General features: G+C 54.1%; 13 protein-coding genes. 11 read left to right on the plus strand and 2 right to left on the minus strand.

The window, feature by feature from the left end; all coding sequences use genetic code 11:
• Positions 1–223 precede the first annotated feature (223 nt).
• The 3 genes from EDC90_RS09930 to EDC90_RS09940 all read left to right on the plus strand — a co-directional run bounded on the left by EDC90_RS09930 (position 224) and on the right by EDC90_RS09940 (position 3,663).
• A complete protein-coding gene (locus EDC90_RS09930) occupies positions 224–556 on the plus strand; it encodes a helix-turn-helix transcriptional regulator (protein WP_132311055.1) in 333 nt (110 codons plus the stop codon).
• Positions 546–1,865 carry a type II toxin-antitoxin system HipA family toxin gene (locus tag EDC90_RS09935; protein WP_132311057.1) on the plus strand — a complete coding sequence of 440 codons (1,320 nt, stop codon included), beginning with the start codon at positions 546–548 and terminating at the stop codon, positions 1,863–1,865. Before EDC90_RS09930 ends, EDC90_RS09935 begins: the two co-directional genes overlap by 11 nt.
• A gap of 184 nt (positions 1,866–2,049) precedes the next feature.
• Positions 2,050–3,663: an SIR2 family protein gene (locus EDC90_RS09940; RefSeq protein ID WP_132311059.1), complete on the plus strand. Its 1,614-nt coding sequence runs from the start codon at positions 2,050–2,052 to the stop codon at positions 3,661–3,663.
• A gap of 90 nt (positions 3,664–3,753) precedes the next feature.
• Here EDC90_RS09940 and EDC90_RS09945 read toward each other — a convergent pair whose 3' ends face one another.
• The gene (locus EDC90_RS09945) at positions 3,754–4,497 is read right to left on the minus strand and encodes a hypothetical protein (RefSeq protein WP_132311061.1); all 744 of its coding nucleotides are present in this window, start codon (positions 4,495–4,497) and stop codon (positions 3,754–3,756) included.
• Positions 4,498–4,770: 273 nt separating this feature from the next.
• Here EDC90_RS09945 and EDC90_RS09950 point away from each other — a divergent pair, with 273 nt between their 5' ends.
• The 3 genes from EDC90_RS09950 (at position 4,771) to EDC90_RS09960 (ending at position 9,471) form a co-directional block, all read left to right on the plus strand.
• Positions 4,771–5,586 (plus strand): metallophosphoesterase family protein, encoded by an 816-nt coding sequence (locus tag EDC90_RS09950; RefSeq protein ID WP_207903887.1) that lies wholly within the window; start codon positions 4,771–4,773, stop codon positions 5,584–5,586.
• Positions 5,587–6,553: 967 nt separating this feature from the next.
• The gene (locus EDC90_RS09955; RefSeq protein WP_132311063.1) at positions 6,554–7,159 is read left to right on the plus strand and encodes a hypothetical protein; all 606 of its coding nucleotides are present in this window, start codon (positions 6,554–6,556) and stop codon (positions 7,157–7,159) included.
• An 8-nt stretch (positions 7,160–7,167) separates the two neighbouring features.
• Complete coding sequence (locus EDC90_RS09960; protein ID WP_132311065.1) at positions 7,168–9,471, plus strand: UvrD-helicase domain-containing protein; 2,304 nt, start codon at positions 7,168–7,170, stop codon at positions 9,469–9,471.
• A gap of 37 nt (positions 9,472–9,508) precedes the next feature.
• Here EDC90_RS09960 and EDC90_RS09965 read toward each other — a convergent pair whose 3' ends face one another.
• Positions 9,509–10,222 carry an XRE family transcriptional regulator gene (locus EDC90_RS09965; RefSeq protein ID WP_348633697.1) on the minus strand — a complete coding sequence of 238 codons (714 nt, stop codon included), beginning with the start codon at positions 10,220–10,222 and terminating at the stop codon, positions 9,509–9,511.
• Positions 10,223–10,364: 142 nt separating this feature from the next.
• On the opposite strand from EDC90_RS09965, the gene EDC90_RS09970 reads away from it, so the two are divergent.
• The 5 genes from EDC90_RS09970 to EDC90_RS09990 all read left to right on the plus strand — a co-directional run bounded on the left by EDC90_RS09970 (position 10,365) and on the right by EDC90_RS09990 (position 14,445).
• A complete protein-coding gene (locus EDC90_RS09970) occupies positions 10,365–10,658 on the plus strand; it encodes a helix-turn-helix domain-containing protein (protein ID WP_132311067.1) in 294 nt (97 codons plus the stop codon).
• Positions 10,659–10,875: 217 nt separating this feature from the next.
• Positions 10,876–11,229 (plus strand): hypothetical protein, encoded by a 354-nt coding sequence (locus tag EDC90_RS09975; RefSeq protein WP_132311069.1) that lies wholly within the window; start codon positions 10,876–10,878, stop codon positions 11,227–11,229.
• A complete protein-coding gene (locus EDC90_RS09980) occupies positions 11,229–12,038 on the plus strand; it encodes a ParB N-terminal domain-containing protein (protein ID WP_132311071.1) in 810 nt (269 codons plus the stop codon). Before EDC90_RS09975 ends, EDC90_RS09980 begins: the two co-directional genes overlap by 1 nt.
• Positions 12,035–12,493: a hypothetical protein gene (locus EDC90_RS09985; protein WP_132311073.1), complete on the plus strand. Its 459-nt coding sequence runs from the start codon at positions 12,035–12,037 to the stop codon at positions 12,491–12,493. Before EDC90_RS09980 ends, EDC90_RS09985 begins: the two co-directional genes overlap by 4 nt.
• Complete coding sequence (locus EDC90_RS09990; RefSeq protein WP_132311075.1) at positions 12,490–14,445, plus strand: transposase domain-containing protein; 1,956 nt, start codon at positions 12,490–12,492, stop codon at positions 14,443–14,445. Before EDC90_RS09985 ends, EDC90_RS09990 begins: the two co-directional genes overlap by 4 nt.
• Positions 14,446–14,517 lie beyond the last annotated feature (72 nt).

Genomic DNA, 14,517 nt, shown 5'->3' on the forward strand with positions numbered 1-14,517 from the left:
TATTCTTCTGAATGAAGGGGATATCGATATGGCGCAATGACGTGGGATTGGCAAATTCGCCGGATAGATCGCGTCACTAATGATCATTGTATGATCCATAGAGACATTAATGGTACATATAAGGTTCGTGAGTTTGCGTTTCGACCATTTTGGGCTATAATGAGCCTTAAAATACCCATAGACAGCCAAAGGGCTTTTAAATGATCCGCTCAACGGAGCTATCATGAAACGAACGCGCAGCTACTCCCGTGCCACAAAACAGGCCTTGTCCTTGTTCGGCAAGCTGATCAGGGCCGCCCGCGTTGAGCGCGGCCTGACCGCTGTCGAGCTCTCTGAGCGCGCCGGCATCACCCGCAAGACGCTTCGCAGGATCGAGTATGGAGAATCGGGACCGGAAATCGGCACGGTCTTCGAAGTCGCCACTCTGGTCGGCATCCGCCTGTTCGATCTGGATGATCAGACACTGGCCATGCACAACGCCCGCCTCGATGAGAAGCTGGCGCTGCTGCCCAAGAGCGTTCGTCATAGCCCACGGGAGATCGATGATGACTTCTAGGCTCTCGCAGCACAAGGAGGCCTATGTCTGGATCTGGCTGCCAAGGCAGACTGAACCGGTTGTTGCCGGCCGCATCATGCATGATGGCAACCGCTATGTCTTCAACTATGGCGCCAGCTATCTGGGCCGTGACGATGCGATCCCGATATATGAGCCCGAACTTCCGCTCCGTCGTGGCTTGATCGAGCCGGACGCCGGCCTGCCCATGGCGAGCTGCCTTCGGGATGGCTCGCCGGACGCATGGGGACGCAGGGTTATCCTCAACCGTCTGGTGGGCGGCAAGCCTGCCGAAGACGACACCGGCGATATCACGGAGCTGACCTATCTGCTGGAATCCGGTTCCGATCGGATCGGCGCACTCGATTTTCAGCAATCGGCGACGGAATATGTTCCGCGTCTCAAGGCCGAGGCGTCCTATGAGGAACTGATTGAAGCTGCTGGCCGAATCGAGCGGGGCGTTCCGCTGACGCCCGCCTTGGATCAGGCGCTCAACCACGGCACTTCGATCGGCGGTGCTCGGCCGAAGGCGCTAATCGACCGCGGTGACCGAAAGCTGATCGCCAAGTTCTCTTCGAGCAACGATCTTCATAGCGTCGTAAAGGCCGAATTCATCGCGATGCGGCTTGCGGCGGCCTGCGGCCTCAACGTTGCGCCGGTCTCGATGACCTCTGCCGCGAACAAGGATGTCCTCCTGATCGAACGCTTCGACCGCGTCAAAGGAGACAATGGCTGGCAGAGGAAGGCCATGGTCTCGGCTCTGACCATGTTCGGCCTCGATGAAATGATGGCGCGCTATGCTTCCTACGAGAACCTCGCCGAAATTATCCGCCACCGGTTCACCCAGCCAAAGGAAACGCTGAAGGAACTCTTCGGGCGGCTCTGCTTCAACATCCTGTGCGGCAACACCGACGATCACGCCCGCAATCATGCAGCCTTCTGGGACGGCAGGATGCTGACGCTTACACCTGCCTATGACATCTGCCCGCAGGGCCGAACCGGCAATGAAGCGACGCAGGCTATGCTGATCGGCGGAGACAACCGCATGAGCACGCTGAAGAGCTGCATCGATGCGGCTGCCAATTTCCTGCTGAGCGAGGTCGAGGCCGTTTCGATCATCGAGGGCCAGATTGCGACCATTGCAAACGAATGGGATCGCGTTTGTGAAGAGGCGCGACTGAGCGAGACGGACATGAAGCTGCTAGCCGGACGTCAGTTTCTAAACGCATACTGCGTCGATGGTCTCGCCGACAGCAATGCGACTCTGGCGGAAACGTTCATTCACGCACGAAGGCGGATTGCAAGCATCTGACCATGATCGGTGTGGATTAATCATTTCGCTGCCTGTTGTCTGAAAGGGAGCCGATGCGGTCAGTCTGTCCGCTGTGACGTTGATGGTGGGATGGTCAGGCTAGCGTGAACCCTCCTGTCGCCCGTAGTGTTGCTGATGAACAGATTTCATGGCAGGACAATCTCCAAACTGATGGAGAGCCGACATGGCCGCGCCTGGCGAAGAGCTTAAATCGATCCTACAGAACCATCCTGCGGCCCCGTTCCTGTTCGTGGGCTCGGGTTTCTCGCGACGATATCTAGGTCTGGGTGATTGGGCTGGGCTACTGCAGCATTTCTGCAAACCAATTAAAGATTTTGGCTACTACAGCTCGAAGGCGGACGGCGACCTGCCTGCAGCCGCGTCTAGCATGGCGCATGACTATAATGAATGGTGGTGGTCTGCGCCTGAAATGGCAGACAATCGGAATCGGTTCTCAGGCATCGTCAAAGGGAGCGCCGATGCTTTGAAGGTGGAGATTGCCAACTATCTAGGCCAATTCTCTTTGGAGGATGCACGAAAGTCGGAATTCGGCAGCGAGATCGCCGCTTTATCCAAAATTGCCGTGGATGGGATCATCACTACGAACTGGGACTTCTTCCTGGATGAATTATTCCCAGACTACAAGGTCTTTGTAGGACAGGAGGAACTGCTATTCGCGAATCCGCAGTCGATCGGCGAAATCTACAAAATCCACGGCTCGGCGAGCGATCCACAAAGTCTTGTCTTGACGGCCGAAGATTATGCTGAGTTTAACGAGAGAAACCCATATCTAGCGGCTAAACTAGTCACGATCTTCGTTGAGCATCCGATCATTTTCTTCGGATATTCGATTACGGATCCCCACATCCGCGCACTAATCTCGTCGATCGCCAAATGCCTGCCTAAAGACAAGATTGACGCTTTCCAGCAGAATCTCATTTTCATCCAGCGAACCAAAGACGATGAGGAACCTGTTATCGAGAAGACGACGATCCAATCCGGCGAATTCAGTGTAACGATGATGGTGGCGAAGTTCTCGGACTTTGGTCAGGTCTACGCAGCGTTATCGGAGTCGAAGCGTAAGATGCCCGCAAGAGTGCTACGCTTCTTCAAGGAGCAACTTTACGAATTGGTGCATGCACCAGTAGAAAGCGAAAAGAAGATCGCGGTCGTCGACTACGACGAGATCGGTTCAGCGGAATCTGTCGAGTTTGTAGTCGGGGTGGGTGTTGCCCAGCGTCAGCAGGATTTGGGGGCCAAAGTCGAAAAAGCGGTTGAAAGTGCCTTTGCGAAGAAAGGCTATGCGGGAATTTCCCCTGAAGAGGTGTTTATCGATTGTCTCGAAGACACCTCAAAGTATCAAGCGTCCGATCTGCTCAGCTCAGCTTTCCCAGCCTACGCCAGATCAAATCGAACGTTCATTCCGATTTTCAGGTACCTAAATGCCGCAGGAATAAAGTCGGAGGATGACCTAGCCAAGTCAAACTACGAAGGCGCGAAGAAAGTTGTTGGGAAGCTGCGGAAGGCCGATTACACGCTGCCCTCTTACGCCGGGCGATACAAATCGTCATTCGTCGGCCTTTCAACTAAGTCGATTATTGAAAAGGCTTCAGGTCCTGCCGAGGCCTTGCTTATGGTGGCGTTCCAGCCTGTTGTTGATATAGATCGGCAGGAATTGCGCCAGTTCCTCCGCAATAATTTGGGCAGCTTTGAACCGGAGCCTTACAGGACAGCATATCGAAAGGCTGTCTGCTTGGTTGATCGGTTATTGTACGGTTTTGATACCGATCCCGATTGACGCCCCTATGTCCGTCTAGGGTGCGTAAGGAACTATATTGGACTGTTCGCTTTCCAGTCGTCTATGGTTTTGCCTTGGGTACTACCCAAGCTAGCCTTCAAGCAGAGGATAAACTTCGGGATCGAGTTCACCATTCAATCTGTAGCGTAAATACCGCCCTACTAACGACCAAGCCCGACCTGCAGTCTTTTGGTTGGTGGCCGCGTCGACTTCGGTTCTGTCGCCATGCCGAGATGCCTTTGAAACGTCCGAAAGCGACCTGACGTAGGCTTCATCAACTCGCAATGTCCGCCTTAAGTTTTTCCATTGCTCCGTTCGGTTGACGTTTGGCGAGATTAGACGCGCAAGGCTATCAGCCACTCTGCCGCAGGCTGTCGGCGAATAATGCGCTTTCCCGAGCGTCATCAAAATGTCGGAAAGGACAAGGCCGCACTTGAGGTCGACCAGGCTGATATCGGAGAGGGCCTCCAGATCATCGTCGGTGAAGTCGTGCATAGCGGCAAGCGATCGGTCGCCTAATACGTAGGCCCGAACTTCTCCGTTAGGAAGAATGACCCTGTCGAGGTTCACCGAGTACGGAATGCCCTTTACGAATCCGGCGGTCTCTACAAAAGTCCGGGCGACGTCCCAAGCTACTAAAAACAGATCGCTTGCGATCTCCTCATTGACAACCGATGTGGTAACCCGAACGCGAATCCGACCCACAAACACAATCACCTCGTACTCGACCTCGGGCGTAGATTGTGTCTCCTGCCGCAGAAACTTTGGTCGGTAGTCCAGGGTAAGCGGAGCCGCCTCCGGTTCGATCTTGCCTTCGTAGATCAGTGTCTGCACTACGCTCTCCTGCCAGTCAGCCGATAAACTTGATCAGGATTGCTTATACTTCAAGAACTCTGTTTGTAAGAAATTATCATCGCACGTGGAGCGATCCACACTACATCAGAGTTATGGACGTCACCTCATGTGTGCGGCCGATTCAGTTCTGACGCCCTAAATGGGGGCGCTTTCCAGACTGGCCGGTTTGCGTGTTACATGATAGCGATCCAACCGTCCGAGTGCTAATCAGGCAGCAACCACTCGAAATGGCGTTGCCGAACCAGAGCGCTAATGATGCGGATACTCGTTACAGCCGATTGGCACCTGGACTTATGGTGGCGAAGCTATCGCGATCCTTTTGCGACGTTCAGGTCGATTCTCGAAGGGCTCGATGCCCTTGTGCTGGCGGGTGATCTCGCGAACAACCCATTGCTGAACTGGCCGAGAGGCCTGGAGCAGCTGGCACGCCTGATTGATCCGGCAAAGGTATTTATCCTGCCGGGCAACCACGACTATTATCAGTGGCAACTCGACGGCGACGAGCAGCTGAAGTCATTGGTGGAAGATGCCGGTATGCGCTTTATCCAGAAGGAGGCGCTGGAACTCGGTGGTATCCGGTTCCTTTGCTGCACGCTTTGGACCGATCTCTGTCTGACCGGGGATCGTGGAGCTGCTACCCGGCAGGCGAGCTATCGTATGACCGATTATGATCGGATCCGAGTCGACGGGAGAATGGTGTGCCCCGATGATTCGATTCGAGTTCATGCGGACCATCTCGAATGGTTGACGCGAGAAATCCAGGAGCCTTTTGACGGTCGTACCATCATCGTCAGCCATCATGCGCCCAGTCCATGTGTGGCAGGACCTGTCGATGATCTGACGCCTTGTTTCGCTTCCGATCTGGATGGGTGGATTTTGCACCATAGCCCCGACTTATGGCTGTTTGGGCATACGCACCGCCACCTGAGCGGAAAAGTTGGAAGAACGCCGATCGTGAACGTTTCTTTCGGGTATCCGGAAAACGTCAGTGCTGGTGCGGAAGTCGATGTGTTGCTGCGCGGTCTGATTGATACAGACAATACCAGTCTGTTGGCGCGGGAAGCTTAGCACCGGCTGATCGGCGTCGCGCGGCATCTATTTTTCAATTCATGGGTAAGGGGCGAAATCAGTAGGCGCCCGATTGGGAAGGCGACGAGGCCTCCGAGGCACTACCGTTGTTGTTTGTCAGATGAGGCTGCAATATCCGGGAATAAGTGGTAACAGCTGGGAACGGTCGCGAAAGCCCGGTATATCAGGGGATCTGGCAATAGAACGGGCAGGCATTCTGTGCAGCGCTTTTGACAGCATGACACACTTCAAAGCAGCCTGCAGAGGGAACGCGCGCCGACTGCGGTCAACTTTTTCAATCAGCGTGAATATGAGAGTACTCGAGCGCTGTGCGCCATAAGGTGGCTTATGGAACTGAAGTGGCGTCTCGCCTCTGATCGCCCGAAACATAAGGCTTTGCGGGCTGCGGGGGATTTTCGCGGGCTGGCCTCAAATGCGCTTAGGACGGGCTTCAAAAGCCCTTTGAGCTACCCTTCCAATGCCCTATAGAGCCGCCAAATTTGAATCCGAACATGGAAGTTGCTGTCATGTTCGTGAATTTATGAGATGTTTCAGATCATTAGCTGAAAATACTGCCTGACAAACATGGTAGTGAGGCCTGTTCGCCATTGACTAGAAAGCGACCCGATCAAGTTTCTTGCCTTGCTGTTGTGGGCGAATATTGGTTTACTGCGCACCACGATAAAACCACTGGTGCTCGCTTTTGCAAAAAATCCGGCCAAATCTAATTCCGCCAACTTACGGCGCCGTCACGCAGGGGACTGTGTTTTCGTGTGCGAAGGCTTCGCGTTACGAGCTTTGTGAAATACATGGGCTAACAATTACGGCCCGATGCGATGTAGCTCAGCAAAAATATCCCGTCCTAAATTACCTTCCGCTCGTCAAACTCCATGACTGGATCAGACGTGACGGACTCGACATTCTTGTGGAACGCGAGAGTCGGAATATGAAGGGGACACTGAATAAGATGCTGAAGCAAGCACAAATCTCTGAAGCATTGCTTAGGGCAGTGTCGTTGAAACAAGTTGCAGAAACACATTTTCCGATCGGTAAGGGCAACAAGGCCCATAAAGAAGCTAGTCGCCGGTTCCACGAACTTGTTGAAGAGAATAGAAGCTTTGAGGCTTTACTCAAGAAGTCCCCCAACGAAGTCTTTTCTTGGTTCGTTGAACACCGACCAAAGGATGTCGAGGCGTTAGTACGTCAACTCAGTCGACACCAGGTTTTGGGCCATTATTTCCTCGAAAAAATCTCAGAAGAAGAAGATGGAAGCGCCACTGGTTACGTTTGCTTGCTGAGAGAGGTTATTACGCTACCACGCAGCGTTGCGGAAAGGCTTGGTAGAGGATTAGATCAAGGAACTTATCAAAGCATATGCGCTGGCGAGGTCTTCGAGAATGGACTTTGTATTCAAAAGAACGACCTTGCTATGCCCGTGGTTGAAATAGGTTCGCCCACCATCGAACATATTTTACAATCGTTCGCCCAGCTGTTCGGACGCATAGGGGTCGCGGACCCCGTTGAAGACGTGATCGGTGGTATTGTTGAGCACTGCATTTCAAGCGATAGGTGACGTAAAATATGAAGTATATCTGCATTGATGACGGGGCTCTCACAGAACTTATCTCTGGGCGCGAGTATCAGTCTATTGACTTCGAGGAGGGCGATCGCCTCGTCAAGTCTCTTTTTGGATATGTCTCTTTCGTTGCGAAAATGCGAAAGATTACGCTCTTCCAAGATAGCGAGGGCGCCTTTCTCACGACACCAGGGCCTTGGAAACGGAAAAAGTATCTAGTCATTGACTGTGAGATGTCAGCCTTGTTCACGCAGCTTCGATCTGGAGAGTCCCTTCAGTCTTTCCAGAAACTATTGCGGTTTTGCGCTAAGTATTGGTCGGGCGGAGTTCTTAACAATTCGGAAAAAATCGTCTCAGGCTCGTCCAAAGCAATTATCTTCCCTCTCGCATACTCTACGAGGCCGTATCGTATTGCGATCGAACGCGCTCCGATGGCCGATCGCTTGAAGAGACGGGACATGGACGGGCATTTCTTGCTGGTTTACAAGACGGGCTGGGAAGGTGCCAACTCATCAACAGAAACACCTGATGAAGCCAATTTCCGCCGAGTTTTTGATCGCCTGCAGGAAATCTACTCGGTGACTTCAAAAGCCCACGCTCAGGTAGACAAAGTAAGTGGGCATGAGCAAATAGCTGTCACAAACCTTGACCAGGACATTAAGCCTGTACATTCGCTACACAACCCATTTGATGATTGGGTTCCGCGCTTAACAGCTCGTCAGAAGAAGTTTGTTTTTGCGAACGCAAATACACCGCACCGTCTGCTCGGGCCAGCCGGGACTGGAAAAACACTGTCATTGCTTCTCAGGACTATCCGCGTGCTAGGTCAAGCCGAGCACGATGGAGACACTTGTAAAGCTCTACTCGTGACACACAGCGAAGCCACGAGGCAATCGATTAAGGATGCGCTGAGAGTGATTGATCCCAGTGCATATCAAGACCGAGACCCTAGAATTGAGCCAGTCTCTCTTTCGGTTGAAACACTGGCTTCCCTGTGCGCCAGCATCTTGAAACAATCGATCTCAGAGTCTGAGTTCGTGGACCGAGATGCGCAGGACTCGAAGCTTTTGCAGCAAATGTATATCGAGCAAGCCATCGAGCGTGTGCATACTGACGACTTTCATTCCTTTAAACCACACTTGAGCCCTAAAATGAAGGCGATTTGGGAAGCCAAGGGCAATAGTGAATTGGCTGTGCTGTTTCAACACGAGATTAGTGTTCTCATTAAGGGGCGTGCCGGCGACTCATTTGACGTTTACAAAAATTGTCCTTCACTGAAATACGGTCTCCCCATTTCGGGTGACGCTGATAAGGGGTTGAGTTTTCAAGTATTTAAGCGCTACCAAGAGCAGCTTGAGGCTTCAAGCCAGTTTGATACGGACGACGTAGTCATCTCGGCCGCTGGGCAACTTGACACCCCTATTTGGAGGCGTCGTCGTGCTAGAGAGGCCTATGACTTCATTGCCATAGACGAAACGCATCTCTTCAATATTAACGAGTTGCACATCTTCCATCATTTCACACGTCACGCTGATTCTTTACCAATTTCATTCACAGTTGATCATGCACAAGCAGTTGGTGACCGTGGTTGGAATGACGTCGATTCTTTTGCAGAGCTGTTCGGAGATGGATCACAGCTCGAAGAAGAGCAAACAGCTGTAAGCGCAGTTTTCCGAAGTTCACCGCAGATACGAGATTTCTGCCAGTCGGTTCTAGCTTCTGGTGCGACACTCTTCACTAATTTTGATGACACATTGGCTGCGACCACAAGTGCCTTCACCAGCGAAGAAGAAAGGCGCGCTCAACCCGTACGCTTTATTGAATATGCCGATGACGCGAGGCTTGTGATGGGAGCTTTTCAGAAAGCAGAAGAGTTGCAATCGGAAACCGGTTCTTCGCGCTCTCAGGTTCTGATCACTACGCTTGACGATGACCTCTTGAAACTATTGCAAGAATACTCTTCAAACCATAATAAGCCGACTACCTTTTTGAAACGCCGAGGCGACTTCACCACGGTCGCGACTGCTGAAAAGTCTGGTCACATCGTCCTAGGGCATGCAGATTTTGTCGGGGGTCTTGAATTTGACGTTGTCGTGATAGTGGGTGTCGATAAAGGGCGAGTCCCTCAAAATGGTGAAACAGAAGTATCCAACTCGAGGAGTTTTGCCTCGTATGCTGCGCACAACAGGCTATATGTGGCTGCTTCAAGAGCTAGATTTGCGCTGAATCTCTTGGGTGTTCAATCTCGTGGACCCAGTGACCTGTTGGGAGTTGCGATCAAGAACAAACTAATCGAGGGGATCACTTGAGGTAGCCACTTTAACCGCCCTGTGCTATCCCACACAACTACGGCACTCGACAAAAATAGACCACTCGGCCCAGAACGCTCAGCTCGTGGCTACGGGTGGCGTCGATGGTTTCTGGCGGGTAGGCGGCGGTGTTGTCTGAGATAAGCTCCAGTACATTATCCATCCGAACCCGCGCTCGTTTGACCAGAAGCGTTTCCCCAACTCTGAAAACATAGATGCAGCCATGGTTTATCTCGGTCTGGCTCTGGTCAACGATCAGCAGCGAATTGTCCGGGATCGTCGGCTGCATGCTGTCACCACGCGCCTTCATCAGGAAGCACTTGTCCGGTGACGCACCAAGGTCGTGCAAGAACACCCTTTCGAATGCGACAGAACCGGTTGGAAGCTCGTCCAGGGCAATGCGACCGAAGCCCGCTGCAGCTTCAGCCTCAAAGAAGGGCAGAGGAAGCCATTCGGTTTTTCCAATGGTGCTTTCGGAGGCTTCCTTCGGGAGCTCATTCTTTTTTTCAAACATTTCGCCGTCACCAGTAACCAACCATCTCACATTGACACCGCAATGTTTTCGGTAGGTGTTCAATGCAGTCGCGGTGGGCTCAGTTTCTCCGCGTTCATAAGCTGCCAAGGTATTCTTGCTGACACCTATCGCGCGGGCCAATTCGTCTCTCTCTGGGTCCCCTAACGCTTTCCTGACGTCGCGTAGGCGCCGTGCCAAAGGGGTTTTAGGTTCTACTTCCGGCCTAGCCAATCGCAATCACGCAATAAAACCAAAAATCCGTTTTACAAAAACAAAAAATTGGTTTAATCCTACATCTGTAGCGCACTCGCTGACGGCAAATGCGCGTTGTTTGACCCAAAAAATAGGCTGCTCCAACAGCCTGAGACCGGAGAGACAGATGCCGGATAAGCCCAAGACATGGGATCAGTTCGAGATTAAAGCAGAGCTTCATCGTCGCGGTATGACGCTGACGAAGCTTGCTGAAATCAACAAACTCAATCCCGGAACCTTTCGCGCCGTATGGAAGCGGCCCAACCAGAAAGTTGAGCGCGCGCTTTCGGCCTTTCTCAAGGTGCCGGTCGAGCGGCTGTTTCCGGACCGTTACCCCAAACGGTCTCACACTATTCTTTCGCGCAAATACGCCAAAGAGTCCATTCCCGCGCAGACATCCCACAAGAAGGATGCGGCGTGATGGTTGAGACGCGGCTGAAACATAAGGCTCTGGCCATTCTTTCCGCGCTTGCGGCAGGGCCGAGCTTTTTCTGGACTTCGTGGCCGGCGCTTACATTCATCCGCGTCTCGGCAACGACTCTGACCGGCTCAGCCTTTGTCCTCAAGTCTAATCGCCGGAGCGGATTAGACATGGATTTTGGCTTCCTAAATCAGATTTCGACATGCGGGAGAAACGCATGACCTTCAATCCTCACAACGCGAACGAACGCGAAGACGCGCTTTATCATGCCTGTATTGTGGCCGTGCGGGAGGGCTTTCCGCATTTGGCTCTCGCTGAGATCATTGATCCACCGAACGATATGTTCGACGCGGCTCTGGCACGGCAGATTGCATTGCACATCATGATCCGGCGCTTCCATGTGCCGAAACGGCGCGTCGTCGAAATGCAGGGCCGATCCCGCGAAGCGGTGAACCGCGCCTTGCGCACTATTGACGAACGTTGCGAGCGGTCCGTCTTCCTCGCCCATTATGCCTTTATCGCCGGGAGAGCCAGTTCCGTCTTGCTTTCGATGTTTGAGGAGGCTGCGTGATGGCTGTTTCCAAATCGATCCCGATTGCCAAAATCCATGTGCCGGAACGACTGCGCGCAGTTGAGGAGGATCATGCATTGGCGATCTCGGCAGCGATCGTAGAGCATGGGCTTTTGAACCCGGTAACGGTTCGCGCCACACCTGCCGCCAAGGGCGGGGCCTATACGCTTGTCGCTGGCGCACATCGGTTACGCGCCATGGAGCTTCTGGAAGAGGCGGAGATTGATGCGGTTGTTGTCGATGCCGATCAGGAAGAGGCCGTGCTGCTTGAGATCACCGAGAACCTTTTTCGCAATGAGCTCTCGGTGATGGACCGGGCGATCTTCGTGCAGACCTATCGCGATGTTTGGGAAAGCAAGTTCGGTAAGGTTGAACCGGGTCGTCCCGGAAATTCCGCCAACTTGGCGGAGTTAATCTCTCAGGAAGAACAGGCTGGCTTTTCGGCGAATGTTGCGGATCGAATGGGACTTTCTAAGCGTGCCGTTGAGCGGCTTGGCCAGATATCTAGACGCTTGCATTCCGATCTTCGCGCCGCCGTGCGCGGAACGCCGGTGGCGGATAATCAGGCCGCGCTGCTGAAGCTTGCCAAGATGGAGCCTCAGGACCAGCGCCGCGCGGCGATTGCACTTCGCGCTGAAGGCGGGGATCTTAAAAAAGCGCTTGGGCATGTGAAAGCCGTTCAACCTTCGGAAAAGCCTGAAGTGAAACGCGATGCCATGCTGAAGGCGCTTTTGGAAATCTGGTCAAAGTGCGACGAGGCGACGCGTAAGTCGTTTCTGGCGGAGATTGGTCAGGAGGATGCGGCATGAAACCCGATCCCGACCAGCTCGATTTCTTCGCAGAGCCACTGTTTCCGGTGCGAGAGGCCGCTCAGTCTATCGACCTCGAACGGTTCCGTGCGCGCGTGAAGCGCGCGATGGCGCGGGCCATTCGTGAATGCCCTTATGATCGGCCAACGATTGCGGCGCGCATGGCGCAGTATCTCAGCCTGCCGAACATCTCCAAGGCAACACTTGATGCTTATACAGCCGAAAGCAAGAGCGGCTACGACATCAGCCTGGTGCGGTTCAAAGCCTTTGTGCGTGCGACCGGTGCAGTCTGGCTTTGGGACGAGGTTGTTTCTGACGACGGATTGCTTCTGCTGGAAGGTGACGAAGCACGGCTTGCCGAGATCGCGCGACTTGAGCAGGAGCGGCGCAAGCTGACTGCGGATCTGAAAGCGCTGACGGCGCGACCGGTGAATATTCGGCGGGGGCGGCCATGAAAGAGTGGTTCACCAGCTCCGAACTGGCTGAGGCGCGCCTGCCGGATTTGCCCGCATCGCGCACGGGGGTCGAAAATTTCGGCGAGCGCCAAGGCTGGCGTGAGAGCCGTTTTGCCCGCAAGCGCAAAGGACGCGGCGGCGGCTATGAATATCATATCTCACTTTTGCCCGATGCCGCGCAGGCGCGACTTCGCGTGGCACATCTTGAGGCTGAGAATGAGAAGGACCGGAGTGCGGCAGCGGCCCGTAAGGCACTTTGGAAGAGATATGAGGCCCTTTCAAAGCCGCATAAGCAAACCTGTGAAAAGCGTTTGAATGCGCTTTTAAAGGTCAATGAGATGGTTGGCGCAGGTGTCAGTGCGCGTACCGCCTTTGAGGTGGTGGCGAAGATGGAAGGCGTTAGCGAGCGCATCCTCTATTACTGGCAATCACTGGCAGACAAAGCACCAAGGGCTGACTGGTTGGCCGCTCTGGCCCCTTCTTTTGCTTCGCAGAAAACGCATGCGGAATGCCATGAAAAAGCATGGCAGGTGCTGTTGTCCGACTATCTGCGACCGGAAGCGCCAGCTTTTTCGGCGTGCTATCGCCGGATGACGAAGGTTGCTGAACGCGAGGGTTGGTTACCGGTGCCGGGCGAACGCTCACTACGCCGCCGCCTTGAGGCCGAGGTGCCGCGCTCCGAACAGGTGATTGCGCGTGAAGGCAAGGAAAAGGCCAAGGCGCTTTATCCTGCCCAGCGACGCAGCAAGACCAACCTTCATGCGATGCAGATGGTCAATATGGATGGCCACAAGATCGACGTGTTTGTCCGTGTGCCCTGGTCTGAAAAACCGGTGCGTATGTATCTGCTCGGCATTCAGGATGTCTTTTCCGGGAAGATCGTTGCCTGGCGGCTTTCTGAAGCTGAAACCTGGACGGCGGTGCGGCTGGTGATCGGCGATATGGTCGAGCAATACGGCATTCCAGATGACATGGTCCTGGACAATGGCCGCGCTTTTGCCAGCAAATGGATTTCCGGCCAGACGCCGACAAGGTTTCGCAACAAAATCCGCCCCGAAGATCCGCGCGGCCTGGTGACGACACTCGGCATCAACCTTCTCTGGTCGCTGCCATATTCCGGCCAGTCAAAGCCGATCGAGCGCGCATGGCGTGATCTCGCAGAGGCGATTGGCAAGCATCCATTCTGCTCCGGCGCTTACACAGGCCCAAATCCTGATGCCAAACCGGAAAATTACGCACAACGCGCAATCCCGCTTGAGGACTTCCGGACGCATGTTGCTGCACAGATTGCAGACCACAATGCGCAGCCCGGCCGCCGCGCCGAAACCTGCAGGGGACGGAGCTTCGACGAAACCTTCGAGGCAAGCCTTGCGCAGCCGACCAGCATCGTGCGCTGGCCAACGGCCGCACAACGCTCAGTCTGGCTGCTGGCCTCTGAGGCTTTGAAAGCCGCCAAAGGTAACGGCCTGATCCATTTTCAGAAGAACCGGTACTGGTCGCCGGAGCTTAGCCAGTATGCGGGCAAGAAGGTCACGGTCCGGTTTGACCCGGATAATCTGCACCAGCCCCTCAAGGTCTACGACCTGAATGACCGGCTGATCTGCGAAGCCAATTGCCTTGACGATACCGGCTTTAAGGACATGGGCGCAGCCAAGGAACATGGCAAGGCACGCAGCAGCTATCTGAAGGCCGAAAAGGCCGCGCTAGCGGCGAAGCGGAAGCTGACCGCCAGCGAACTTGGGGAAATCATCTATCGCGGCAAAGACCCGCAAAAGCCTGCCAAGCCAATGCCGCAGCGTCCAGTGGTTACACGTCTGGCAACGGCTCACCAGCTCAAACCGGTACAGCAGGAAGATGATGATTTCGAAGAAAGTTTCTCCCGCGCGCTCTCCCTGATCAAGGGGGATGACGGGGTGATCAAGTTCCCGAAAGGGAAAGCGTCGGGCGAGTAAGGCCCGGCAAAATGACCGAGAAGTAGTGCGTACGGTTCCAAAAAAAGAGGGCGGGGAACTCCCCGCCCACAA

The organism is Martelella mediterranea (genome assembly GCF_004342225.1).
Lineage (GTDB): Bacteria > Pseudomonadota > Alphaproteobacteria > Rhizobiales > Rhizobiaceae > Martelella > Martelella mediterranea_B.